This window comes from Pelomonas lactea (assembly GCF_043555885.1).
GTDB lineage: Bacteria > Pseudomonadota > Gammaproteobacteria > Burkholderiales > Burkholderiaceae_C > Pelomonas > Pelomonas lactea.
The window spans coordinates 183,023-207,184 of sequence record NZ_JBIGHX010000010.1; the positions used below are offsets into that span (position 1 = coordinate 183,023).

General features: G+C 69.7%; 26 protein-coding genes. 15 read left to right on the forward strand and 11 right to left on the reverse strand.

The window, feature by feature from the left end:
- Positions 1–59: 59 nt before the first annotated feature.
- Together ACG04Q_RS23260 and trpE are read right to left on the reverse strand one after the other, a co-directional pair.
- Complete coding sequence (locus tag ACG04Q_RS23260; protein ID WP_394513928.1) at positions 60–644, reverse strand: anthranilate synthase component II; 585 nt, start codon at positions 642–644, stop codon at positions 60–62.
- Entirely contained in the window at positions 645–2,132 is a 1,488-nt protein-coding gene (trpE, locus tag ACG04Q_RS23265; RefSeq protein ID WP_394513929.1) for an anthranilate synthase component I, read from the reverse strand. It abuts the gene before it with no gap.
- A 274-nt stretch (positions 2,133–2,406) separates the two neighbouring features.
- Here trpE and ACG04Q_RS23270 point away from each other — a divergent pair, with 274 nt between their 5' ends.
- On the forward strand, positions 2,407–3,009 hold the full coding sequence (locus tag ACG04Q_RS23270) for a chalcone isomerase family protein (RefSeq protein WP_394513930.1): 603 nt from the start codon (positions 2,407–2,409) through the stop codon (positions 3,007–3,009).
- On the opposite strand, the gene ACG04Q_RS23275 is transcribed toward ACG04Q_RS23270, so the two are convergent.
- Complete coding sequence (locus ACG04Q_RS23275) at positions 2,987–3,649, reverse strand: HAD-IA family hydrolase (protein ID WP_394513931.1); 663 nt, start codon at positions 3,647–3,649, stop codon at positions 2,987–2,989. The genes ACG04Q_RS23270 and ACG04Q_RS23275 overlap by 23 nt on opposite strands.
- On the reverse strand, positions 3,646–4,866 hold the full coding sequence (gene alaC, locus ACG04Q_RS23280; protein WP_394513932.1) for an alanine transaminase: 1,221 nt from the start codon (positions 4,864–4,866) through the stop codon (positions 3,646–3,648). Before alaC ends, ACG04Q_RS23275 begins: the two co-directional genes overlap by 4 nt.
- 140 nt (positions 4,867–5,006) lie before the next feature.
- On the opposite strand from alaC, the gene ACG04Q_RS23285 reads away from it, so the two are divergent.
- The 5 genes from ACG04Q_RS23285 (at position 5,007) to ACG04Q_RS23305 (ending at position 12,042) form a co-directional block, all read left to right on the forward strand.
- Positions 5,007–5,672: an alpha/beta hydrolase family protein gene (locus tag ACG04Q_RS23285; protein WP_394513933.1), complete on the forward strand. Its 666-nt coding sequence runs from the start codon at positions 5,007–5,009 to the stop codon at positions 5,670–5,672.
- A complete protein-coding gene (locus ACG04Q_RS23290) occupies positions 5,669–6,577 on the forward strand; it encodes a carbohydrate kinase family protein (protein ID WP_394513934.1) in 909 nt (302 codons plus the stop codon). Before ACG04Q_RS23285 ends, ACG04Q_RS23290 begins: the two co-directional genes overlap by 4 nt.
- Positions 6,578–7,486 carry a pseudouridine-5'-phosphate glycosidase gene (locus tag ACG04Q_RS23295; RefSeq protein WP_394513935.1) on the forward strand — a complete coding sequence of 303 codons (909 nt, stop codon included), beginning with the start codon at positions 6,578–6,580 and terminating at the stop codon, positions 7,484–7,486.
- A 106-nt stretch (positions 7,487–7,592) separates the two neighbouring features.
- Positions 7,593–8,780, forward strand: a complete 1,188-nt coding sequence (locus ACG04Q_RS23300; protein ID WP_394513936.1) for an efflux RND transporter periplasmic adaptor subunit — start codon at positions 7,593–7,595, stop codon at positions 8,778–8,780.
- Between the two features lie 163 nt (positions 8,781–8,943).
- The gene (locus ACG04Q_RS23305; protein ID WP_394513937.1) at positions 8,944–12,042 is read left to right on the forward strand and encodes an efflux RND transporter permease subunit; all 3,099 of its coding nucleotides are present in this window, start codon (positions 8,944–8,946) and stop codon (positions 12,040–12,042) included.
- A 3-nt stretch (positions 12,043–12,045) separates the two neighbouring features.
- On the opposite strand, the gene ACG04Q_RS23310 is transcribed toward ACG04Q_RS23305, so the two are convergent.
- Genes ACG04Q_RS23310 through ACG04Q_RS23320 form a run of 3 tightly spaced genes read right to left on the reverse strand, consistent with a single transcriptional unit; the run spans position 12,046 to position 13,867 of the window.
- A complete protein-coding gene (locus ACG04Q_RS23310) occupies positions 12,046–12,519 on the reverse strand; it encodes a low molecular weight protein-tyrosine-phosphatase (protein ID WP_394513938.1) in 474 nt (157 codons plus the stop codon).
- 5 nt (positions 12,520–12,524) lie between these two features.
- Positions 12,525–13,217, reverse strand: a complete 693-nt coding sequence (gene rpe / locus ACG04Q_RS23315) for a ribulose-phosphate 3-epimerase (RefSeq protein WP_394513939.1) — start codon at positions 13,215–13,217, stop codon at positions 12,525–12,527.
- Between the two features lie 47 nt (positions 13,218–13,264).
- On the reverse strand, positions 13,265–13,867 hold the full coding sequence (locus ACG04Q_RS23320; protein ID WP_394513940.1) for a TetR/AcrR family transcriptional regulator: 603 nt from the start codon (positions 13,865–13,867) through the stop codon (positions 13,265–13,267).
- Between the two features lie 279 nt (positions 13,868–14,146).
- Between ACG04Q_RS23320 and ACG04Q_RS23325 the strand changes: the two genes are divergently transcribed.
- Together ACG04Q_RS23325 and ACG04Q_RS23330 are read left to right on the forward strand one after the other, a co-directional pair.
- Positions 14,147–15,076 carry a fasciclin domain-containing protein gene (locus tag ACG04Q_RS23325; protein WP_394513941.1) on the forward strand — a complete coding sequence of 310 codons (930 nt, stop codon included), beginning with the start codon at positions 14,147–14,149 and terminating at the stop codon, positions 15,074–15,076.
- Positions 15,077–15,144: 68 nt separating this feature from the next.
- Positions 15,145–15,597: a fasciclin domain-containing protein gene (locus ACG04Q_RS23330; protein WP_394513942.1), complete on the forward strand. Its 453-nt coding sequence runs from the start codon at positions 15,145–15,147 to the stop codon at positions 15,595–15,597.
- Positions 15,598–15,691: 94 nt separating this feature from the next.
- Here ACG04Q_RS23330 and ACG04Q_RS23335 read toward each other — a convergent pair whose 3' ends face one another.
- Together ACG04Q_RS23335 and ACG04Q_RS23340 are read right to left on the reverse strand one after the other, a co-directional pair.
- Entirely contained in the window at positions 15,692–16,309 is a 618-nt protein-coding gene (locus ACG04Q_RS23335; protein ID WP_394513943.1) for a DNA-3-methyladenine glycosylase I, read from the reverse strand.
- On the reverse strand, positions 16,306–17,049 hold the full coding sequence (locus ACG04Q_RS23340) for a substrate-binding periplasmic protein (protein ID WP_394513944.1): 744 nt from the start codon (positions 17,047–17,049) through the stop codon (positions 16,306–16,308). The genes ACG04Q_RS23335 and ACG04Q_RS23340 overlap by 4 nt, the downstream gene beginning before the upstream one ends.
- A gap of 62 nt (positions 17,050–17,111) precedes the next feature.
- On the opposite strand from ACG04Q_RS23340, the gene apaG reads away from it, so the two are divergent.
- From apaG to mltA, 3 genes are all read left to right on the forward strand, one after another.
- A complete protein-coding gene (gene apaG, locus ACG04Q_RS23345; protein WP_394513945.1) occupies positions 17,112–17,486 on the forward strand; it encodes a Co2+/Mg2+ efflux protein ApaG in 375 nt (124 codons plus the stop codon).
- Complete coding sequence (locus ACG04Q_RS23350) at positions 17,483–19,456, forward strand: site-specific recombinase (protein ID WP_394513947.1); 1,974 nt, start codon at positions 17,483–17,485, stop codon at positions 19,454–19,456. The genes apaG and ACG04Q_RS23350 overlap by 4 nt, the downstream gene beginning before the upstream one ends.
- Before the next feature lie 232 nt (positions 19,457–19,688).
- Positions 19,689–20,783 carry a murein transglycosylase A gene (gene mltA / locus ACG04Q_RS23355; RefSeq protein WP_394513948.1) on the forward strand — a complete coding sequence of 365 codons (1,095 nt, stop codon included), beginning with the start codon at positions 19,689–19,691 and terminating at the stop codon, positions 20,781–20,783.
- On the opposite strand, the gene ACG04Q_RS23360 is transcribed toward mltA, so the two are convergent.
- Complete coding sequence (locus ACG04Q_RS23360; protein WP_394513949.1) at positions 20,784–21,065, reverse strand: DUF427 domain-containing protein; 282 nt, start codon at positions 21,063–21,065, stop codon at positions 20,784–20,786.
- A gap of 25 nt (positions 21,066–21,090) precedes the next feature.
- Here ACG04Q_RS23360 and ACG04Q_RS23365 point away from each other — a divergent pair, with 25 nt between their 5' ends.
- Genes ACG04Q_RS23365 through ACG04Q_RS23380 form a run of 4 tightly spaced genes read left to right on the forward strand, consistent with a single transcriptional unit; the run spans position 21,091 to position 22,453 of the window.
- Positions 21,091–21,345, forward strand: coding sequence for a hypothetical protein (locus ACG04Q_RS23365; protein ID WP_394513950.1), 255 nt, complete (start codon positions 21,091–21,093; stop codon positions 21,343–21,345).
- Entirely contained in the window at positions 21,342–21,710 is a 369-nt protein-coding gene (locus tag ACG04Q_RS23370) for a c-type cytochrome (RefSeq protein ID WP_394513951.1), read from the forward strand. Before ACG04Q_RS23365 ends, ACG04Q_RS23370 begins: the two co-directional genes overlap by 4 nt.
- A 56-nt stretch (positions 21,711–21,766) precedes the next feature.
- Positions 21,767–21,988: a DUF7661 family protein gene (locus ACG04Q_RS23375; RefSeq protein ID WP_394513952.1), complete on the forward strand. Its 222-nt coding sequence runs from the start codon at positions 21,767–21,769 to the stop codon at positions 21,986–21,988.
- Positions 21,989–22,453, forward strand: coding sequence for a hypothetical protein (locus tag ACG04Q_RS23380; protein ID WP_394513954.1), 465 nt, complete (start codon positions 21,989–21,991; stop codon positions 22,451–22,453).
- Here the strand turns inward: ACG04Q_RS23380 and ACG04Q_RS23385 are convergent.
- Positions 22,450–24,150, reverse strand: coding sequence for an NAD(P)/FAD-dependent oxidoreductase (locus tag ACG04Q_RS23385; RefSeq protein ID WP_394513955.1), 1,701 nt, complete (start codon positions 24,148–24,150; stop codon positions 22,450–22,452). The two genes, ACG04Q_RS23380 and ACG04Q_RS23385, sit on opposite strands and share 4 nt — an antisense overlap.
- Positions 24,151–24,162 lie beyond the last annotated feature (12 nt).

The window sequence follows — 24,162 nt, forward strand, 5'->3', positions numbered from 1 at the left end:
GTCGCTGCGCAGGTCGACAGTGGCCGGGCCGCCACCGCCAGAAGACGGGGCGTAGTCAGTCACGGCTTCAGCTCCAGGAAGTTGCGCAGCATCGCGTGCCCATGCTCGCTGAGGATGGACTCGGGGTGGAACTGCACGCCTTCCATCGGCGTTTGCGTTCCCGCCAGCTCACGATGCCGCACGCCCATGATCTCGCCGTCGTCGCTGCGCGACGTGATCTCCAGCACCGCCGGGCAGGTCGCTTCCTCGATGACCAGCGAGTGGTAGCGGATGACGCTGAAGTCCTTGGGCAGGCCCGTGTAGACGCCGCGCTGGTCGGTCGTGATCGTGCTGGCCTTGCCGTGCATCTGGCGCTGCGCGCGGATGATCTTGCCGCCCAGCGCCTGGCCCATGGCCTGGTGACCCAGGCACACGCCCAGCAGTGGCTTCTTGCCGATGAAATGCTGGATGGCCTCCACGCACACGCCCGCCTCGGTCGGCGTGCAGGGGCCGGGCGAGAACACGATGTGGTCGGGGTTCAGCGCGGCCATCTCGGCGACGGTGATCTCGTCGTTGCGCACGACCTTCACGTCGGCGCCCAGTTCACCGAAGTACTGGACGATGTTGAACGTGAAGCTGTCGTAGTTGTCGATCATCAGCAGCATTTAGAAGCCCTCCTCGACGAGTTCGGCGGCGCGCAAGAGCGCTCGTGCTTTGGCCTCTGTTTCCTGCCATTCCAGCTCGGGCACCGAGTCGGCGACGACACCCGCTGCCGCCTGCACGTACAGCATGCCGTTCTTGATGATGCCGGTACGGATCGCGATCGCCAGGTCCATGTCGCCGGCAAAGCTCAGGTAGCCGCAGGCGCCGCCGTAGATGCCGCGCTGCACGGGCTCCAGCTCGTCGATCAGCTCCATCGCGCGCACCTTCGGAGCCCCGGTCAGCGTGCCGGCGGGGAAGGTGGCCTTCAGCACATCCAGCTGGCCCACCTCGGGGCGCAACACGCCCTCAACGTTGGACACGATGTGCATCACGTGCGAGTAGCGCTCGACGACGAAGGCCTGCGTGACCTTGACGCTGCCGGTGCGGGCGATGCGGCCGATGTCGTTGCGTGCCAGGTCGATCAGCATCAGGTGCTCGGCGCGCTCCTTGGGGTCGGCCTGCAACTCGGCTTCGAGTTCCAGGTCGCGCTCGGGCGTCGCGCCGCGCGGGCGGGTGCCGGCCAGCGGCCGAATGGTGACCTTGCGCGAGCCGTCGCTGGCGTGCTCCTCGCGCACGAGGATCTCGGGGCTGGCGCCGACGATCTGGAAGTCGCCCAGGTCGTAGAAGTACATGTAGGGGCTGGGGTTCAGCGCCCGCAGCGCGCGGTACAGCGCGATGGGTTCGGCCTTGTACGGCTTGGCGATGCGCTGGCCCACCTGCACCTGCATCAGGTCGCCGGCGGCGATGTAGTCCTTGGCCTTTTGCACGGCGGCCAGGTAGTCGGCCTTGGCAAAACTGCGCACCGGCGCGTGCGACTCGCTGCGCTGCACGCGCGGCACGCTGACGGAGTAGGTCAGCTTGTCGCGCAGCGCCGCCAGCCGCTTCTTGGCGCGGAAGTAGGCCTCGGGCTGGCGCGGGTCGGCCCAGACGATGAGGTACAGCCGGCCCGACAGGTTGTCGATGACGGCGATCTCTTCCGACAGCAGCAGCACGATGTCCGGCGTGCCCAGGCCTTCGCCCTTGTGTTCGCGGTCCAGCTTCTTCTCGATGGCGCGCACGGCCTCGTAGCCGAAGTAGCCGGCCAGGCCGCCGCAGAAGCGCGGCAGGCCGGCAGGGATCCTGGGCTTGATGCGGTCCTGGTAGGCCGCGATGAAGTCCAGCGGGTTGCCCTCGTGCGTCTCGACGATGGCGCCGTCGGTCAGCACCTCGCAGTGGTTGCCGGTGGCGCGGATCAGCGTGCGCGCGGGCAGGCCGATGAAGGAGTAGCGCCCGAAGCGCTCACCGCCGACGACGCTTTCCAGCAGGAAGCTGTTGCGCGCATGGCCTGCGCCCGAGCACAGCTTGAGGTAGAGGGACAGCGGGGTTTCGAGGTCCGCAAAGGCCTCGCTGATGAGCGGGATGCGGTTGTAGCCCTCGGCGGCCAGGCTCTGGAATTCGATTTCGGTGATCACGACGTCAAACCTTGAAAAGACAGTTTCAGGGCTTGGCGTGCAGCCCGGGGGAGGACGGGCAACGCGATGAAGAGCGCGTCAGGGCGCGCCAAGCGGCATCAGACAGCGGTGGCCCAGGGACGCCAGGGCCAGGCTCCCCGGTCGCTCGACCCCGTGATGTGCTTGCGCGTGATGAACATGGTGGGCGGCAGTGTATCAGCGGGGTCTTTGTGGCGTCGGGCCATACTTCGGCTCACGGAGACGCCGCCATCGCGGCAGAACAATGGAGCGAGACATGCGCGCATTCATCGCGGCGGCCCTGCTGGCCGCCGGCAGTCTGGGAGGAGGGGGCGCCTGGGGCGACACGGTCGAGGTGGCCAACGTCAAGTACGAGACGGCAGTGGACCTGGCGGGCCAGAAGCTGCAGCTCAACGGCGCCGGCATCCGCTACAAGTTCGTTGTCAAGGTCTACACCGCAGGGCTGTACCTGACGCACAAGGCCAACACCACGCAGGAGGTGCTGAGCGCACCCGGCCCCAAGCGCATCCACATCCAGATGCTGCGCGACATCGACGGCAACGAGCTCGGCAAGCTGTTCACCAAGGGCATGGAGGCCAATGCACCGCGCGAGGAGTTCGCCAAGTGCATCAACGGCGTGCTCAAGCTCAGCGAGGTCTTCGCGAGCCGCAAGCAGCTCAACTCGGGCGACAGCTTCTCGGTGGATTACCTGCCGGGCGTGGGCGCCACCTTGTCACTCAACGGCAAGAATGTGATGCCCGAACCGATCAAGGAGCCGGAGTTCTTCACGGCCCTGCTGCGCATCTGGCTGGGCGACAAGCCCGCCGACGACTCGCTCAAGGACGCGCTGCTCGGCGTCAAGCGCTCGTCGCGCCGCTGAGCCGGAGCTCGTCCAGCCGGTCCAGGTGCGCCAGCGCCGGCACGGCGCGGATGTCCTCGCCGTGGTTGTAGCCGTACGTCACCAGCACCACCGGGCAGCCCGCGCCGCGGGCGGCCTCCGCGTCGTTGCGCGAGTCGCCGATCATCCACGTCGCTGACGGCAGCGTGCCCAGCGCCTCGCAGGTCTTGAGCAGCGGCAGCGGGTCGGGCTTCTTGCGCTCGAAGCTGTCGCCGCCGAAGACGTGGGTGAAGAACCCGTCCAGGCCTTTGCGCTTCAGCAGTTCGCGCGCCGGTGCGGCGGGCTTGTTGGTCAGCACAGCCAGCGGCAGGCCGATGGCGCGCAGGGCGTTGAGCCCGTCGACGACGCCGGCATACACGGCGGCATGGGCGCCATTCACGGTCGCGTAGTGCTGCTGGTAGAGCGACCACGCATGGTCGAACAGGCCCGGCTTGGCGCCGACGTGGGCCAGCGTCTTCTTCACCAGGTTCTCGCCGCCGCGGCCGATGGTGCGCTCGACAAAGTCGCGGTCCACGGCGGGCAGCCCGAGGTCGTCGAGCGTCAGCGCCAGCACGGCGACGAAATCGCCCAGCGTGTCGACCAGCGTGCCGTCGAGATCGAGGATGAGGGCTTGCGGTGTCATGCCTTGAGCACCCCGTCTGCCTTGAACATCGCCTTGATGCCCCGCACCGCCTGGCGGATGCGCGACTCGTTCTCGATGAGGGCGAAGCGCACATGGCCGTCGCCGTGGTCGCCGAAGCCGATGCCGGGCGACACGCAGACCTTGGCCTTCTCCAGCAGCTGACGCGCGAACTCCAGCGAGCCCAGCTCGCGGTAGGGCTCGGGGATGCGGGCCCAGATGTACATGCTGGCCTTGGGGCAGTCCACCGCCCAGCCGGCTTCGGTGAGGCCCTTGTAGAGCACGTCGCGGCGGCGTTGGTAGCTCGCGGCGATGTCCTTCACGCACTGCTGGTCGCCCTCCAGCGCGGCAATGGCGGCCACCTGCAGCGGCGTGAAGGTGCCGTAGTCGTGATAGCTCTTGATGCGGGCCAGCGCGGCCACGAGGTCGGGGTTGCCGACCATGAAGCCCACGCGCCAGCCGGCCATGTTGTAGCTCTTGCTGAGGGTGAAGAACTCCACCGCCACGTCCTTGGCGCCGGGCACCTGCATGATGGACGGCGCCACGTAGCCGTCGAACACGATGTCGGCATAGGCGAGGTCGTGCACCACGAGGATGTCGTGCTTCCTGGCCAGCGCCACGACGCGCTCGAAGAAGCCCAGCTCCACGCACTGCGCCGTCGGGTTGGACGGGAAGCCGAACACCATCATCTTGGGCTTGGGGTAGCTGCCGCGGATGGTCTTCTCCAGCTCGGCGAAGAAGTCCACCTCGCTGCTGACGGGGATGGCGCGGATGTCGGCGCCGGCAATCACCGCGCCGTAGATGTGGATGGGGTAGCTCGGGTCGGGCACCAGCACGGTGTCGCCGCGGTCCAGCGTGGCGAGCATCAGGTGGGCCAGGCCCTCCTTGGAGCCGATGGTGACGATGGCCTCGGTGTCGGGGTTGATGTCCACGCCGTAGCGGCGCTGGTACCAGTGCGAGATCGCGCGGCGCAGCCGCGGGATGCCCTTGCTGGCCGAGTAGCCGTGGGTGTCGGGCCGCTGGGCGACCTCGGCGAGCTTGGCGACGATGTGCGGCGGCGTGGCCCCGTCGGGGTTGCCCATGCTCATGTCGATGATGTCTTCCCCGCGTCGGCGGGCGGCCAGCTTGAGCTCGGCCGTGATGTTGAAGACGTAGGGCGGGAGGCGGTCGATGCGCGCGAAGCGGCGCTTGCCGCCGGAGGCGGAAGACGAAGAGGTCATGGCTGTGTACGTAAGCGCCCGGAACCGTCCGAGCGACGTGGGCGGCGTGGCGCCGCGCCGGGGCCGACTCTAGCGTAGCCAGGGCCGGTCAATACAACGCTGCATGCTCCCGGGGTGCGGGCCGGCCCTAAGCTGCCGGCATGAACCTCACGCTGACCGTCGATGACGCGACCACCGTGTCCGCGCTGTGGCTGCAGCCGCCACAGCCTCTCGCCACCTATGTGTTCGCGCACGGCGCGGGCGCCGGGATGGCGCATCCCTTCATGGCTGCGCTGTCGCAGGCCTTGTTCGACCGGTCCATCGCGACGCTGCGCTACCAGTTCCCGTTCATGGAGCGCGGCTCGAAGCGGCCCGACTCGCCGGCCGTCGCCCAGGCGGCCGTGCGTGCCGCCGTGGCCGCGGCGCGCGAGCGCCTGCCCGGTCCACCGCTGTTCGCCGGCGGCAAGTCGTTCGGCGGCCGCATGACCTCGCAGGCCCAGGCCGCCGAGGCGCTGCCGGGCGTGCGGGGCCTCGTGTTCGTCGGCTTCCCGCTGCACCCGGCCGGCAAGCCGGGCGTTGCCCGCGCAGCGCACCTGGCCGACGTGCAGCTGCCGATGCTGTTCCTGCAGGGCACGCGCGACGAGCTGGCCGAGCCGGGCCTGCTGCGCAGCGTTGTCGATGAACTGGGCGACATCGCCACGCTGCATGTCGAGGACGACGCCGACCACGCCTTCCACGTGCGCGTGCGCAGCGGGCGCAATGACGCGCAAGTGGTGCAGGCCTTGGCGGAGGCCATGGCGCAGTGGCTTCCTAGAATCACGCGATGAATTCCTTTGCCGCCCCCATCGTCTGCATCGGCGGCCTCAACATCGACCGCAAGCTGCGGCTGCTGGCGCAGGCGCTGGGCGGCTCGTCCAACCCCTGCGAGGCGCACGAGACGCCCGGCGGCGTCGTGCGCAACGTGGCCGAGAACCTGGCGCGGCTGGGCCTGCCCGTCTCGCTCATCGCGGCCGTGGGCGACGACGCTGGCGGCCGCATGCTGATGGAGCAGGCCGCGCGCGTGGGCATCGACACGCAGGCCGTGCTGAAGCTGCGCCGCCATGTCAGCGACAGCTATACCGCCGTGCTGGCGCCGGACGGCGAGCTGCACCTGGGCCTGGCGGCCATGCCGCTGGTGGAGCGACTCAACCCGTGGGCGCTGGCGGCCAGCCAGGCCTTGCGTGCCGGCGCGGCGTTGGTCGTCGCCGATGGCAACCTGCCCACCGACGCCTGGCCCCTGTTGCTGGGCGAGGCGCGCGCCAGCGGCATCCCGCTCATCGGCGTGGCGGTGTCCGAGGCCAAGATGGACCGCCTGCCCGACGACCTGCGGGGCCTGCACCTGCTGATCCTGAACGCGGGCGAGCTGTCCACCGTGGCGGGCGAGCCCGGCGAGGCGCTGGCGCGGCTGCATGCGCGTGGCGTGGGCTGCGTGCTGGTGTCGCACGGTGGCGCCGGCCTGATGCTGAGCCAGCCGGGCCGCGAGCCGCGCCGCTGGGCCGCGCCGCAGGTGCGCGTCGTCGACGTGACCGGCGCGGGCGATGCGCTGTCGGCCGGCGTCTGCGCCGGGCTGCTGCGCGACCCGAATGACTTTGACACCGCCGCCCGCCTGGGCCTGGACCTCGCTGCGTTGACGCTGCAGACCGAGGACAGCGTGCATCCCGAACTGACCCCCGGTTTCCTGACCGATCGATAAATGAACGACCTGATCCAGCTCTCACCCGAAGTGGCCGCCGCCCGCGCCCAGGGGCGCCCCGTCGTGGCGCTCGAATCGACCATCATTGCCCACGGCATGCCCTGGCCCCAGAACCTGGAGACGGCGCGCGAGGTGGAGAACGTCATCCGCGCCGAGGGCGCCGTGCCGGCAACCATCGCCGTCATCGGCGGGCGCATCCGCGTGGGCCTGACGGACGACGAGCTGCGGCAACTGGCCCAGGCGCCGGACGCGATGAAGCTCAGCCGCCGCGACCTGCCGTACGCCATCGCCACCGGGCGGCTGGGCGCCACCACCGTGGCCGCGACGATGATCTGTGCGCACCTGGCCGGCATCGAGGTGTTCGTGACCGGCGGCATCGGCGGCGTGCACCGCGGCGGCGCCGAGAGTTTCGACATCTCGGCCGACCTGCAGGAGCTGGCGCGCACGCCCGTGGCGGTGGTCTGCGCCGGCGCCAAGTCCATCCTGGACCTGGGCCTGACGCTGGAGTACCTGGAGACGCATGGCGTGCCGGTGCTGTCCGTCGGGCAGGACAACTTCGCCGCGTTCTTCACGCCGGACAGCGGGCTCAAGGCCGACTTCCGCATGGACTCTGCCGACGAGCAGGCCCGCTTCATCCGCGCCAAATGGGCGCTGGGGCTGTCGGGCGGTGTGGTGGTGAGCAACCCGGTGCCGGCGGCGCAGGCCATGCCGCGCGAGGAGATCGACGCGATCACCACGCAGGCGCTGGCCGAGGCGGCGCAGCAGGGTGTCCAGGGCAAGGCCATCACGCCGTTCCTGCTGGCGCGCATCAAGGCGCTGACGGGCGGGCGCAGCCTCGCCACCAACATCGCGCTGGTCAAGCACAACGCGGCCGTCGGGGCGCGGCTGGCGCGCGCACTGGGCCACTGAGCGCAAAAAAGCGCGGCCGGAACCGGCCAGCAATCAGCGAGCAAAACAGCGCGGGTAGGCTGGGCTGTCATTACAGTCAATCCCCTTTACCTTTCGACAGGCTTGCATGCGCGCGACCTCTCCCCTGATCCTGTGCGGCCTCGTGCTGGTGCTCCTGTCCGGCTGCGGGCGCAAGGGCGACGCCGCGGGGACGCCCGCGCCCGGCGCGCCGGCACCTGCCGGTGCCGCCAGCGCACTGCCGCCGCAGAACGTCACGGTGGTGCAGGTCCGGCAGGCCGACGTGCCCATCACGGTGGAAGCCAGCGGCACCGTCACTGCGCTGCAGAGCGTGGACCTGCGCGCGCAGACGACATCGACCGTGGCCCAGGTGTTCGTCAAGGATGGCCAGGCCGTCAGCAAGGGCCAGTTGCTGTTCCGCTTCGACGACCGCGCCGACCGCGCCGCGCTGGAGAAGGCTCGCGCCCAGCTCGCGCGTGACCGTGCCAGCCTGGCCGACCTGGAGCGTCAGCTCAATCGCGCCAGGGAGCTGCGCGCGCAGAACTTCATCGCCGCGAGCGCCGTGGACACCGCGCAGGCCAACTTCGATGTCGGCCAGGCGCTGGTGCGCAGCGACGAGGCGGCGGTGCAGGCCGCGCAGGTGACGGCCGGCTACAACGAGTTGCGCGCGCCCATCAGCGGCCGCGCCGGCATCGTCAACGTCTACCCCGGCAGCCTGGTGCAGGCCAACGCGACGTCAGCGGCGCTGGTCAACATCGCGCAGCTGGACCCGATCGGCATCACCTTCACGCTGCCCGAGACGCAGCTGGCGTCGCTGCTGGCTGCCACGCGCGCCGGCGAGCTGGACGTGGAGGCCGTGCCGCCCGCTGGCACGCCCAAGGGCACGCCAGCCATCAAGGGCCGCGTGACGGCGGTGGACAACCTCGTCGACGCGACGACCGGCACGATCAAGGTCAAGGCCGAGTTCGACAACAAGGCCCAGGCGCTGTGGCCGGGGCAGTACCTGCGCGTGCGCGTCACGCTGCGCACGCTGAAGGGCGCCACCGTGGTGCCGCAGGCGGCCATCATCATGCGCGGCAACGACCGTTCGGTGTACGTGGTGGGGCCGGACAACACGGCGCGGCTCGTCACGGTGCAGCTGCGCTCGGGGCTGGGCGAGCAGGCCGTCGTCGACGGGCTGGACGCGACGGCGCAGGTGGTGCTGGACGGCAAGCAGAACCTGCGGCCGGGCACGCCGCTGCGTATCCAGGCGCCGGCGGCAGCCGCCTCCAAGCCGGCTTCGGGCGCCAGCAAATGAGGCGGACCGAGCGCAGGGCCGCCCCAAGCCGGGCCGTTATCCCCTCGGGGGCTGAGGCCGGACACGACAAGTCCTGTGGACTTGCCGTGCCTGCCGAAGAGCAGCAGCGCCGTCTGCTGCGCGGCCTGCAAGGCCGATCGATGTACTCATCGAGCGAGGGGCTATGAGAATCACCGAGGCCTTCATCCGGCGGCCGGTCATGACCGTGCTGCTGAACCTGTCGCTGGTCATCGCCGGCCTGGCGGCGTGGAGCAAGATTCCGGTCGCCGCGCTGCCGTCGTACAACACGCCCATCATCAACGCCGGTGCGTCGTTGCCGGGCGCGTCGCCCGAGACGATGGCGTCGTCCGTCGCGCTGCCGCTGGAGAAGCAGTTCTCCACCATCCCGGGCCTGCAGACCATCTCGTCGACCAACACGCTGGGCAACACGTCGCTGACGCTGGAGTTCGACCCGTCGCGCAACATCGATGCCGCCGCGGTGGACGTGCAGGCGGCGCTGTTCCGCAGCTTGCGCGCGCTGCCGACGGAGATGACCTCGCCGCCCAATTACCGCAAGGTCAACCCGGCCGACGCGCCGGTGCTGATGGTGGCGCTGACTTCGCCGTCCATCGACCTGACCGAGCTGAACGACTACGCCGAGAATCTGCTGTCGCCGGGCCTGTCCACCATCGACGGCGTGGCGCAGGTGTCCATCTACGGCCAGAAGCGCTATGCGGTGCGCATCAAGGTGCGCACCGAGCTGCTGAACCAGCGCAACATCACGCTGGACGAGCTGCAGAACGCCGTGCGCGCGGCCAATGCCAACACGCCGGTGGGCGTGCTGGACGGCTCGCGCCAGACGCTGACCATCCAGGCCAACAAGCAACTGCGCAATGCGGCGGAGTTCGGCCGCGTCGTCGTCGCCTCGCGCAACGGCGCGCCGGTCTTCCTGCGCGACGTGGCCGAGGTGCAGGACAGCGTCGAGACCAGCAAGACCTACTCCACCTACAACGGCGAACGCTCCATCGTGCTGGCCATCCAGCGCCAGCCCGACGCCAACACCGTGCAGGTGGTGGACAAGGTCAAGGCGCTGCTGCCGCGCTACGCGGCGCAGATGCCGGCCTCGGTGCAGATGCGCACGCTGAATGACCGCTCGCTGTCCATCCGCGAGTCGCTGCACGATGTGTACTTCACGCTGGCGCTGACGGTGGGCCTGGTGGTGCTGGTCATCTTCATCTTCCTGCGCCGCGCGGTGGCCACGCTCATCCCCACCGCGTCGCTGCCCATCTCGCTGATCGGCGCGCTCACGCTGCTGTACGCGCTGGGCTACTCTCTCGACAACATCTCGCTGCTGGGCATCACACTGGCCGTGGGTCTGGTGGTGGACGACGCCATCGTCATGCTGGAGAACATCGTCCGCCACGTGGAGGACGGCATGAAGCCCTTCGACGCCGCGGTGCGCGGTGCGCGCGAGATGGCGTTCACCATCCTGTCCATCTCGATCTCGCTGGTGGCGGTGCTCATCCCCATCTTCTTCATGCCGGGCGTCATCGGCCTGCTGTTCCACGAGTTCGCGGTCGTCGTGGGGCTGTCCATCCTGGTGTCGGCCGTCGTGTCGCTGACGCTGGTGCCCATGCTGTGCAGCCGCCTGCTGAAGGCCGGTGAGCATCACGAGGACGGTCCGCTGGGGCGTCTCTTCGAGCGAGGCTTCACGGCCACGCTGGACGCGTACACCCGCACGCTGGACCTGGCCCTGCGCCATCGCCACTGGGTGCTGGGCGTCGCGCTGCTGAGCTTCGTCGCCACGGCGTGGTTCTACGCGGTCATTCCCAAGGGCTTCTTCCCGGAGGAGGACATCGGCCAGCTGCGCGCCAGTACCGAGGCGCCCGAGGACACCTCCTTCGCCGCGATGACGGTGCTGCAGGACCGCGTCGCGGAGATCGTGCGCAACGATCCCAACGTCGCCGCGCTGAGCTCCGCGGTGGGCGGCGGCGGGGGCGGCGGTGGCACCAACACCGGCCGCATGTTCATCAACCTGAAGCCACGCGGCGAGCGCCAGGCGATGAAGGAAGTCGTCGAGGGTCTGCGCAAGAAGCTGCGCGCGGTGCCGGGCATCCAGGTCTATCTGAGCCCGGTGCAGAACCTGCAGCTGGGCGGCCGTCAGAGCAAGAGCCGCTACCAGTACACGCTGCAGTCGGTGTCCGCCGGCGAGCTCAACACCTGGGCCACCCGGCTGCAGGAGAAGCTGCGCACCGATGAGCGCTTCCGCGACATCACCAGCGACTCGCAGATGCGCGGCCTGCAGGCCAGCCTCGTGATCGACCGCGAGCGCGCGTCGCTGCTGGGGGTGGACATGGGCGAGCTGCGCACGGCGCTGTATGGCGCCTTCGGCGAGCGCCAGGTGTCCAGCATCTACGCCGAGAGCAACACCTACCAGGTCATCATGGAGGCGGGTGACGACGACCGCAGCAGCGAGACCGCGTTCGACAAGATCTACCTGCGCGGCAACAACAATGCCCAGGTGCCGCTGACGGCCTTCGCCACCGTGCAGCGCACGCTGGGCCCGACGGCCGTCAACCATCAGGGCCAGCTGCAGGCCATCACGATCAGCTTCAACCTCGCGCCGAACGTGCCACTGGGCGACGCGACCAAGCAGATCGCCGCCTTCACGCAGGAGATCCAGCTGCCGCCCAGCATCATCACGAGCTATGGCGGCGACGCCGCGGTGTTCCAGGACTCGCAGAGCGGTCAGCTGCTGCTGATCGGCCTGGCCGTGGCCGTCATCTACGTGCTGCTGGGCGTGCTCTATGAGAGCTACATCCACCCGCTGACCATCCTGGCCGGCCTGCCGTCCGCGGCGGTGGGGGCGCTCATCACGCTGCAGCTGTTTGGCATGGAGCTGACGATCATCGCCACCATCGGCATCGTCATGCTGATCGGCATCGTCAAGAAGAACGCGATCATGATGATCGACTTCGCGCTGGACGTGCAGCGCAGCCAGGGTCTGGCACCGGCCGAGGCCATCCGCCAGGCCTGCATCCTGCGCTTCCGGCCCATCATGATGACGACGCTGGCCGCGCTGATGGGCGCGCTGCCCATTGCCCTCGGCCTGGGCGCCGGCGCCGAGCTGCGCCAGCCGCTGGGCCTGGCCGTGGTGGGCGGGCTGATCCTGTCGCAGGCGGTGACGCTCTACATCACGCCCGTCATCTATCTGGCACTGGACCGCTTCAGCGGCACCGGGCCGGACATGCGCGAGGTGGCCGAGGCCACCAGCAAGGTCTGAAGATCAGCCCAGCTTGAGCCGCCCCTCGCGGCTCTCCGTCAACAGCCGCTGGGCCGCGCGCTCCAGCATGCCGATGACGGCGTCAAAGCCGGCGGCGGGGCCGAAGTAGGGGTCGGGGATTTCCTGGCCGGCCATGTCGGGCAGGAAGTCGGTCAGCAGCCGGATGCGGGCCTGCAGCTCCGGCGCGGCCTTCTTGCGCAGCGCCTCGACATGCTCGGCCTCCATGGCCAGCACGAGGTCGTACTTGCCCAGCGCGTCCGGCTCGGCGCGGCGCGAGCGCCAGCGGCGCTCCAGGCTGTAGTTGTGGCGGCTCAGCGCGGCGGCTGCGCGCGCGTCCACCGGGCCGCCACGTGGGTCGGCGTGCATGCCGGCCGACTCGATGGTCTTGAACACATCGCCCAGCTTCGCCTTGAAGATGGCCTCGGCCATCGGCGAGCGGCAGATGTTGGCGGTGCAGACGAGCAGGACGGCGGCCATGGTGCTTACGCCTTGGCGAGTTCGGCGCGCATGGCGTCGATCACCGACTTGTAGTCCGGCTTGCCGAAGATGGCCGAGCCGGCGACGAAGGTGTCGGCGCCCGCGTCGGCGATCTCGCGGATGTTGTCCACCTTCACGCCGCCGTCGATCTCCAGCCGGATGTCGCGGCCACTGGCATCGATGATCTCGCGCACGCGCCGCAGCTTGGCCAGCGACGACGGGATGAAGCTCTGGCCGCCGAAGCCCGGGTTCACGCTCATCAGCATGATGACGTCCACCTTGTCGATGACCCACTCCAGCACGTCCAGCGGCGTGGCGGGGTTGAACACCAGCCCGGCCTGCTTGCCCTCGCCGCGGATGAGCTGCAGCGTGCGGTCCACGTGCGTGCTGGCATCGGGGTGGAAGGTCACCACATCGGCACCGGCGCGGCAGAAGGCCTGGGCCAGGCTGTCGACGGGCTGCACCATCAGGTGCACGTCCAGCACGGCGGGCGTGCCGTCGGGCTTGACCGCGTGCTTGCGCAGCGCCTCGCAGATCATCGGCCCGAAGGTCAGGTTGGGCACGTAATGGTTGTCCATCACGTCGAAGTGGATCCAGTCGGCGCCGGCAGCTAGCACGGCCTTCACCTCGTCGCCCAGGCGGGCAAAGTCGGCGGACAACAGGCTGGGGGCGATCAGGTGGGAGCGTGCGGCAGGCATGGCCGCCATTCTAGGGAGGCGCCGTGCCGGGACCCTGCCGCTTGCCGCTAAGCGCCAAGGCCGCGGAAGCAGTGCTCCACCAGCCAGGTGACCACCTGCGCGTCGCTGTGGCTGCCGCTGGCGCGCATCACGCCCAGCACGGGGTCGCAGGCGCGGGCGTACAGCAGATACAGCACCAGCTCGGGCGGCACGGTGGCGTCCAGCCGGCCGGCGGCCTGGGCCTCGGTGATCCAGCCGCCCAGCTCGTCGGACAGCTGCATCAACCGGTCCATGTAGCCCTTGTCGCCCATCAGCGCGCCGCGCAGCGAGGAGCTTTGCGAGGGCAGCGCGGGCATCTGGCCGGCGATCTGCTGCTCGTAGGTCCAGCGCGCCAGTGCCTTCAGCCGGCCCACGGCGTCCAGGTCCATGCTGCGCAGCCGGGCCACCTCGTCCAGCGCCCGGTCCAGCACGCGCACCATCGCGGCGGCGGCCAGTTCCTCCTTGGATGTGAAGTGCTTGTAGAGGCTGGCCTTGCCGATGCCCACGTCGGCAACGACCTCGTCCACCGTCATCGCGTCGAAACCCTTCTCGGCCAGCAGCCGGTTCACCGACGCGACGATGGCCTCCTCACGGGCCTGGAGCACTTGTTCCTTGAAGCTGGGTCTGGCCATGCCGACGATTCTAGTCGGGGCGGTTCCCGGATGAACTTTCCAGTCGCTTACAAAACTTTCAATTACGAAAATGGACTGATGTGTTGACTTTGGGAACTGAATAGTTCAAATTCTGCACCGCCCAGTCTTGAATGGTGCAACCATGTCGTCCTGCCACTCACGCGCTTGCCGTTCAAGGCGTCCCTCCGGACGCTGAGCCCATTCCTTCCCTGGTTGTTGCGGCGCCCCGCGTGGGGCGTCGTGGCCCCGCTCATCCCAACACGTCTCAAGGAGATCTCCATGCTCGGAACGAACTGGTTGAAGCGTCTCGGCCTGGCGCTGATGTTCAGCGGCCTGACCGCCTGCGGTGGCGGCGACCCCGAACCCAACATCGTCGAGACGGCCCAGGCCGATGCCCGCTTCAGCACGCTGGTGGAGGCCGTACAGGCGGCCGGCCTGGCGGACACGCTGTCCGGCCCCGGCCCGTTCACGGTGTTCGCGCCCACCAACGACGCTTTCGCCGCGCTGCTGGCCGAGCTGGGCGTCACCAAGGCCCAGCTGTTGGCCGACAAGGCGCTGCTGATGCAGGTGCTGCAGTACCACGTGCTGCCCAGCCAGGTGCTCAAGGCCGGTGTGCCGCTGGGCAAGCCCATCACGCCGCTGGCGGGTGGCATCTTCAAGGTGGACTCGCGCGGCAGCGACCTCGTCATCACCGACGGCCGCAACCGCACCGCCCGCATCACCGCGACGGACCTGCAGACGCGCAACGGCGTCATCCACGTCGTCGACCGCGTGCTGCTGCCGGCCGACAAGACCATCGTCGCCACCGCACAGGCCACACCGGACTTCAGCATCCTCGTGGAAGCCGTCGTCGCCGCCGGCCTGGTGGACACGCTCAACGGCACCGGCCCGTTCACCGTGTTCGCGCCCACCAACGCCGCCTTCGCCAAGCTGCTGACCGAGCTGGGCGTCACCAAGGCCCAGCTGCTGGCCGACAAGGCGCTGCTGACCCAGGTGCTGACCTACCACGTGCTGCCGGCCCGCGTGCTGAAGGCCGACGTGCCGGTGGGCAGCGCCATCACGACCGTGCAGGGCCAGACCTTCACGGTCGACGCGAGCCTCGCCATCACCGACCAGCGCGCCCGCAAAGCCGCCATCACCGCCACCGACGTGCTGGCCCGCAACGGCGTCATCCATGTGATCGACACGGTGATCCTGCCGCGCCCCTGAGTGTTTCCACCCCGGCCCGTCCCGGGCCTGTTCCTCCCCGCCCCCCCGGCATTTCCTAGGAGTTTTCGATGAAGCGCTATCTCGCCATCTGTGCCCTGTCCCTGCTGTCGGCGGCCGCCCAGGCCAAGGACATCGTCGACACCGCCGTTGCCGCTGGCAACTTCAAAACGCTGGCCACCGCCCTGCAGGCGGCCGGCCTGGTCGACACCTTGAAGGGCACCGGCCCGTTCACGGTGTTCGCGCCCACCGACACCGCCTTCGCCAAGATCCCCAAGGCCGACCTCGACGCGCTGCTGAAGGACAAGGCCAAGCTCACCGCGGTGCTGACCTACCACGTCGTGCCGGGCAAGGTCATGGCCAAGGACGTCAAGGCCGGCAAGGTCAAGACGGTGCAGGGCAGCGAGCTGACCATCGGCACCATGGGCGGCGTGACGGTGGACAACGCCAAGGTCACGGCCACCGACATCGCCGCGGACAACGGCGTCATCCACGTCATCGACACGGTCGTGCTGCCGAAGTGAGGCCCCTCGTCCAGCCGCGCCTCGCTGAACGCGGGCGCGGCTGGCCGGTCCCCCGAGGGGACGGCTTGGGAGCGGCCCGGCGCTCGGCCCGAAGTCAACGCGGCCGGATGAAGGCCTCGCGCGCCGCTTGCGCCTCGGCCCAGTGATGGCAGCCGGGCTGGTGGTCGTTGATGAGGCCCATGGCCTGCATCAGCGCATGCATGGTCGTCGGGCCGACGAACTTCCAGCCGCGCTTCTTCAAGTCTTTCGACAGCGCCTCGGACGGCGCCGACGTCGCCAGGTTGTGCGCCACCGAGTTCTGCGGCGGCTCGAAGCGCCACAGGTAGGCGGCCAGCGAACCTTCCGTCGTCACCAGTTCCACGCAGCGCGCGGCGTTGTGGATGGCCGCCTCGATCTTGCCGCGGTGGCGCACGATGCCGGCATCGGCCAGCAGGCGTTGCACGTCCGCTTCGCCGAACTTCGCCACCGCGTGGAAGTCGAAGCCGGCGAACGCCGCACGGAAGGCGTCGCGCTTGTTCAGGATGGTCCGCCATGAGAGGCCGCTCTGGAAGCCTTCCAGGCACAGCTTCTCGAACAGCCGGAAGTCGTCCGCCACGGGGCGACCCCATTCCTCGTCGTGGTAGCGCAGATAGGCGTCATCGCCGGGCGCGGCGGCGCACCAGGCGCAGCGCGGCCGGCCATCGGGAGGCAGGTACAGGGGCTTGGGGCTCATCGGTATTTCTCGGTCAGCTGGCGCAGCACGCCGTCGCGTTCCAGCCGGCGCAGCGCCAGTGTCAGGCGCTCCTCGTGCGTGGCCGGCAGGTCGGGGCGCAGCGCCAGGTACTGCGGCTCCTCCTGGAACACCGTGCGGCCCAACCGCAGCTTGTCATTCATGTGGTGGTCGGCGATGTGGCGCTGCAGGTTGATGTCCTGGCCGTAGATGATGTCGGCCCGGCCCATCGTCAGCATCTGCAGCGCCTCGCGCTCCGAGGCCACCTCGGCGATGGCGACGCTGGCGTTCACGAGGTGGCGCGCCATGGCCGTGCCGCGCATGACCAGCACCCGCTTGCTGCGGCTGGCCTGCGACAGCTGTTCCAGCGTGTCGATGTCGCGCGAGTCGCCGGCGCGCTGCACGACGACGTGACGGATGGTGTACAGCGGCACCGGCGCGTAGCGCCACTGCCGCTCGCGTTCGGGCGACTTGAGCAGGCAGAAGAAGGCGTCGACGCGGCTCTCCGCCAGCAGCCGTTCCACGCGCTTGAGCGGCACGCGCTGCTCCAGCCCCGTGAAGTGCAGGCCGGGGTCGACGCGCTCCACGGCGCGCAGGATCTCCAGGCACAGCCCCGGCCGCAGCTTGTTGTCGGGGTCGTACTTCACCACCGAGCCGCTCTGCTGTGCCGTGCGCAACGTCAGCTCCTGCGCTTGGGCGCACGGGCCCAGCAGCGCGATCAGCAGCCAGAGCCGGTGCAGCACTTAGGATCACGCATCCTGATCGACATGGGCTGAGCATAGCGCCCGGCCGGCACAATCACCCGATGGCCAACCCCCGATTCAGTTGCAGCGTCACGGTGCAGGCGCTGCCCGAGCAGACCCACCTTGAGCAGGGCCTGTACGCCTACAGCTACACCATCACCATCGAGAACACCGGCGACGTGCTGGCCCAGCTGATCGGTCGGCACTGGGAGATCACCGATGCCCGCGGCCAGGTGCAGGTCGTCGACGGCCTGGCCGTCGTGGGTCACCAGCCGGTGCTGGCGCCGGGCCAGAGCTTCCAGTACAGCTCCTGGGCGCAGATCTCCACGCCGCAGGGCACCATGCGCGGCCGCTTTCTGTGCGTGACGGACGCCTGCGAGATCTTCCACGCCGACGTGGCCGAGTTCCTGTTGGCGGACTCGGCGAGCCTGCATTGAGCTGGGACCTCACCGCGCTGCTGAACGCCGCGGACCCGCAGGCAGCGCTCGCCGAGCGCAACCTGTGGCTGGTGCGGCTGCTGGAGTGGCTGCGCCATGCGCCGCGCGACGCGATGGCGCCCGGCACGCCGCTGCCCCTCGTGCGGCTCAAGCACCTGCTCAACGTGCTGGAGCGCCACGCCGAGCATGCGCACAAGTTCGCGGCGGTCATTGCCGGCGTCTGGAACGATGTGGATGCCGTCAGTCTGTTCGCCGAGGTGGGCTTCGCGCCGCGCATGGCGCTGTGGCACGAGTTCCTGGGGCGGCTGCGCCGCCGCGTGCTGCCCGCCACCACCGACACGCGCGACCTGGCCGAGCTGTTCGAGCTGCTGTTCGGCGACGAGGGCGACGAGGACTGGATCGCCGCCATCGACGACGAGCTGCTGGCCCGGCTGAGCCTGCTGTTCGCCGCAGCGCCCGACGAGGGCTGGCGCGTGGAGATGCAGGCCGCCGTCACGGTGCTCGTCAGCAGCGTTCACGCCGCGGGGCTGGCCGGTCCGCTGCGTGTGCGCATGGACGGGCAGCTGCTGCAGGACAAGCCCTTCCACCAGCTGCCCGCGGCCTGGGAGGCCGTGGAGCGTGGTCTGGTGCAGCCCGGCGAGGGCGAGGCGGGTACTGCGCTCGCCCCAGCGCTGCAACTGCTGCGCGCGCTGCTGGACCGCTGCCGCAGCGCCACGCTGACGGTGCCCGAGCACCTGGAGGCGCACGGCGTGTCGGTGGATCTGATGTTCTCGGTGGAGCAGCTCACCGCGCGGCTGGACCGCATCGAGGCGCTGCTGGCCTGCCTGCTGTCCGCGCAGCCGCAGCGCGAGCTGCTGCGGCTGGTGGCGGGCCTGGTGCGCGTGGTGCACGAGCGGCGCAGCCTGCGCACGCTGTTCGCGCGCCACTACTCGCTGCTGGCGCGCAAGGTGGCCGAGCGCAGCGCCGAGACGGGCGAGCACTACATCACCCGCAACCGCGCCGAGTACCGCGACATGCTGGCCCGCGCGGCGGGCGGCGGCGCCGTCATTGCCGGCACCACCTTCCTCAAGTTCCTCATCGCGATGCTGGGGTTCACCGCGTTCTGGGGCGGCTTCTGGGCCGGTGTGAACTACGCGCTGAGCTTCGTCGTCATCCACCTGCTGCACTGGACGGTGGCCACCAAGCAGCCGGCCATGACCGCGCCGGCCATGGCCGACAAGCTGCTCCACATCGACCGCGACGACGGCCTGCAGGGCTTTGTCGACGAGGTCACGCACCTGACGCGCTCGCAGGTGGCCGGCATCCTCGGCAACCTGGCGCTGGCCGCCCCGGTGGTGCTGGCCGTGCAAGGGCTGTGCTGGCTGGCGTTCGGCGCGCCGCTGGTGGGCGAGCGCGAGGCGCACTACGTGCTGCACTCGCTGAGCCTGCTCGGCCCGTCGCTGCTGTTCGCCGCGTTCACGGGCACGCTGCTGTTCGCGTCCAGCCTCATCGCCGGCTGGGTGGAGAACTGGTTCGTCTTCCACCGGCTGGACAGCGCCATCGCGTGGAACCCGCGCATCGTCGCGCTGCTGGGCGGCACGCGGGCGCAGCGCTGGTCGCGCTGGTGGCGGGCCAACATCTCGGGCCTGGCCGCCAACACCAGCCTGGGCCTGATGCTGGGCCTGGTGCCGGCGCTGCTGGGGTTTGTCGGGCTGGGCATCGAGGTGCGGCACGTGACGCTGGCCACCGGCCAGCTGGCTGCCGCCGTGGGCGCGCTGGGCGTGGGCGTGCTGCAGACGTGGGCGTTCTGGTCGTGCGTGCTGTGCATCGCCGGCATCGGCGTGCTCAACGTCGGCGTCAGCTTCCTGTGCGCGTTCAAGGTGGCGCTGCGCTCGCGCGGCGTGCGGCTGTCGGACCGCAGGCGCGTCTACGCTGCCATCCGGCAGCGGCTGCGCCGTGAGCCGCTCAGCTTCCTGGTTCCTCCGAAGTGAGGCCCCCCGTCCAAGGAGTACCTTGGCCGGCCCCCCGGGGGAGCGGCGATGCTGGCGGCTTCGAGCCGCCAGCACATCGCCTGAGCGGGCCGGCTTGGGAGCGGCCCGGCGCTCGGCCCGCGGTCAGTGGTCGTCGCGACGCTCGCCCTTGTTGCGGCCGGCGAACATGGTCCACCAGATGATGAAGACGAAGATCAGCAGCGCGCCGAGGGCTTCGAGGGCGAGGAGCAGCATGGCGTGGTGGGCGCGTGGTGGGCTGGCGGCGATTCTAGGAAGCCTGGCTGCCTGCTCCACGCAGCCGCCCGCACCGGTCGCGCCGCGGCCGGGCCCGCCGGCGGCGGTGCCGGCCGCTCCGTCGGCCGCGCGCTGGGTGGTTGCCGACTGGCAGGAGCTGCCCGGCTGGGGCAGCGACGACCTGCCCGCCGCCTGGCCCGCTCTGCTGGCCGGCTGCCAGCGCCCCGCGCCGGGCTGGGCCGAGTTCTGTGCCCGCGCCGCGCTGCAGTCGCCGGCCGACGGCTTCGAGGCGACGCTGCTGCTGATGAAGCACCTGCGCCCGTGGCGGCTGGCAGGCGAGGGCGGCGACACCGGCCTGCTGACCGGCTACTTCGAGCCGCAGTTGGCCGCCAGCCGCACGCGCCAGGGCGCCTTCCAGTGGCCGCTGCACGCGCTGCCGGCCGACGCCGCGCTGCGCCGGCTGCCGCGCCGCGACATCGACACCCACCCGCGCTTTACCGCGCTGGCGCTGGCCTGGCTGGACGACCCGTTCGCGCTGCTGCAGCTGCAGATCCAGGGCTCGGGCCGCCTCGTCACGCGCGACGCCGGCGGCGCCGAGCGCATCAGCCGCGTCGCGTTTGCGGGGCACAACGACCAGCCGTTCGAGTCCGTCGCCAAGGCGCTGCTGGCGCGCGGCGAGGTGCGCGATGCGAGCTGGAAGGGCCTGAGCGACTGGGCCCGCAGCAACCCGGCCAAGGTGCGCGACGCGCTGGCGGTGAACCCGCGCGTCGTCTACTTCCGCGAGGAGGCGCTGGCCGACGCGGCCCAGGGCCCTCGCGGTGCGCAAGGCGTGCCGCTGACGCCGGGCCGGTCGGTGGCCGTCGACAAGGCCTTCATCGTCCTGGGCACGCCGCTGTGGCTGGACAGCACCGAGCCGCTGTCCACCACGCCCATGCGCCGCCTCGTGATGGCGCAGGACACCGGCGGCGCCATCCAGGGCGCCGTGCGGGCCGACCTGTTCTGGGGCTGGGGCGACGACGCCGCGCTGCAGGCCGGCCGCACCAAGCAGCCGCTGCGGCTGTGGGCGCTGCTGCCGGAGGGCATGAGGCCCTGACTACTCCGACACCTTGACGCCCTTCCAGAACGCGTAGCGGCCCTTGATCTCGGCCGCGGCGGGCAGCGGGTCGGGGTAGTACCAGACCGCGTCCGGGTTCATCTCGCCGTTGACCAGCAGGCTCAGGTACTTGGCCTCGCCCTTCCAGGCGCAGCGGCTCACGTGGTTGCTGAACGTCGTGTACTGGGTGTTCAGCGACGCGGCCGGGAAGTAGTGGTTGCCTTCGACGACGACCGTGTCGTCACTCTCGGCCAGGGTGATGCCGTTCCAGACTGCCTTCATGCGGGTCTCCTTGAAAATGGATTCGATGAAACGCTACCACTCCCACCTCGGACGCGACATCGTCATCACCGGCGGCAGCGCCCGCGACCTGGCGCCGGGCCAGTTCGGCGTGCTGGCTGTCGATGGCGGCGCGGGCGGCTGGTCCGTCGTGCACAAGGGGCCGGACGGCGACGTCGTCGAGCTCAACAACGAAATGCACTTCGAGCTGCCCGAGGAGGCGCTCGCGTTCGCGAAGGAGCTGATCGACCTGCTGCCTCCGACCGAGGGCGACGCACCATGAAGGCGCTGGCCGTGGCGTTGCTGCTGCTCGCGCCGCTGCTGGCCGGCGCCGCGGGCGATCCGGTGGCCGGCCGGAGGCTGTTCGCGTCCTGCGCCAACTGCCACGCCGTGGGCCCGTCGGCCCGTCACGGCTTCGGCCCGCACCTGAACGCGCTGGCGGGCCGCAAGGCCGGCAGCCTGCCAGGCTTCGCCTATTCGCCCGGCATGAAGGCCTCCGGCCTGGTGTGGAACGAAGCCACGCTGACCGCCTTTCTGCGCGACCCCGGCGGCACGGTGCCTGGCAACAAGATGCGCTACTGGGGCGTCGGCATCAACGAGCAGAAGGTGGCGGACCTGCTGGCGTATCTGGCGGCGCAGGAGCGCTGACGGGGCGTGCGCCTAGACTCGGGCGAACGCTTCACTCGCTTGGAGGATGGCTCGCGATGCCCACCCAACGCTTCAACGTCTTCGGCCGCCTGTTCGACATCGAGCGCCGCGGCGCGACGTGGTCGGTACTGGCAGTCGGCAACGATGGCAAGCGCGCGCCAGCCGGGTTCGTCATCCCGGAGTTCGTTGTGGACGACGAACTGGAGCAGTTCCTGTTCGACCTGTTCCATGAGCAGGCGGCGTACAGGAAGGGCGGGATCTTTCGGGTGCAACGGTAGATGAATGACCCCATTGAAGTCATCGACCTGCAAGCGAAGGCGCGCCCCTTGCCGGGCACCATCGAACACTATTGGTTCGAGAACGAGCACGTCGGGTTAAGCCGCACGCTCTTTCACCGTATTCACGTTCCGTTCGAACCGTTCGACTCCGGGCTTGATTACATCGAGCAGCCAGAGAGGACGGGGCTAGTTGTTGAGTGGATCAACCTGGGCTTGGCCAATCCATCTGCTCTGGACGGTGTCGAAATTGCTATGGGCGGCACACCTGAATTCGAGGCGTCGATCTACCTCGGAGGTGCCCATAACTGGTACCAGATCGAAAAACTAACGCTCAGTCAGGAAGGCCCGCACTACAGGGTCGCGGTCAGCGGCACGGTTGAGTTCGCGCGCGAGGGTGTGGCGCGCAACGAATGGTTCGCTTTGGAAGGGATGGTGGTTGATGGCGGCGGCGGCACCGCCGCCTAGACCTGCCCACCCGCCTTCGCCCCCTTGCCCTGCAGCACCGGCGCGTCCGGCAGCCCCAACAAATCCGCCGCCAGCGCCTCGGCCACCTCGATGCCATCGACACCGGCCGACATGATCCCGCCCGCATAGCCCGCGCCTTCACCGGCCGGGAACAGCCCGCGCACGTTGAGGCTCTGGTAGTCCCGCCCGCGGTTGATGCGCAGCGGGGATGACGTGCGCGTCTCCACGCCGGTCAGCACCGCGTCCGGCCGGTCGAAGCCGCGGATCTGGCGCGCGAAGGCGGGCAGGGCCTCGCGGATGGCTTCCAGGCAGTAGGTCGGCAGCGAGCCGTTGCCCTTGGCCTGCAGGTTGGTCAGCGTCACGCCGGGCTTGTAGCTGGGCAGCACGTCGCCGAAGTCCTTGCTGACCTGGCGCTTGATGAAGTCGCCCACCAGCGAGCCCGGCGCCAGGTAGCCGCCGCCGCCCAGTTCGTAGGCGCGGCTTTCCCAGAGGCGCTGGAAGGCCATGCCGTCGAGAGGGTTCACCGGGCTGCCGTCGCGCTTGCCGTCCTGGCGGTAGTCCTCGGGCGTCAGGCCCACGACGATGCCGGCATTCGCGTTGCGCTCGTTGCGCGAGTACTGGCTCATGCCGTTGGTGACGACGCGGTGTTCCTCGCTCGTCGCGGCCACGACGGTGCCGCCCGGGCACATGCAGAAGCTATAGACGGCGCGGCCGTTCTTGGCGTGGTGCACCAGCTTGTAGTCGGCCGCGCCGAGGATGGGATGGCCGGCGCTGGGCCCGAAGCGCGCCGCGTCAATCAGCGACTGCGGATGCTCGATGCGGTAGCCGATGGAGAACGGCTTGGCCTCCATGTGCACGCCGCGCGCATGCAGCATCTGGAAGGTGTCGCGCGCGCTGTGGCCCAGCGCGATGACGACGTGGGTGGCGGCGATCTGCTCGCCGGATTCGAGCGTGACGCCGCGCACGGCGCCGTTCTCGATCTGCAGGTCGGTCACCTTCTGCTGGAAGCGGATCTCGCCGCCCAGCGCCTCGATCTCGGCCCGCATCTTGATGATCATGCTGACGAGGCGGAAGGTGCCGATGTGCGGCTTGCTGACGTAGAGGATCTCCTCCGGCGCGCCGGCCTTGACGAACTCGGTCAGCACCTTGCGGCTGAGGTGGCGCGGGTCGCTGATCTGGCTCCAGAGCTTGCCGTCGGAGAAGGTGCCGGCGCCGCCCTCGCCGAACTGCACGTTGCTCTCGGGGTGCAGCTTCTGCTCGCGCCACAGGCCCCAGGTGTCCTGCGTGCGCTCGCGCACCGACTTGCCGCGCTCCAGCACGATGGGGCGCAGGCCCATCTGTGCCAGGATCAGCGCCGCGAACAGCCCGCAGGGCCCGAAGCCGATGACCAGCGGCCGCGGGCCGGTGTACTCGCCGACCTGCGCGAGGAAGTGGTAGCCGGTGTCCGGCGTGGGGCGGATGTGGTGGTCGCCGGCGAAGCGGGCCAGCACGGCGGCCTCGTCGACGCCCGGGCTCAGCGTGCAGTCCAGCGTGTAGACGAGCTGGATGTCGCTGCGCTTGCGCGCGTCGTAGCCGCGGCGGAAGACGTGGACGGCGGCCAGCTCGGCGTCGGCCAGCTTCAGGCGGGCCAGCACGGCCGGGCGCAGCGCGTCCTCGGCATGGTTGAGCGGCAGGCGGAGTTCGGTGATGCGGATCATGAAGTTTGGGTC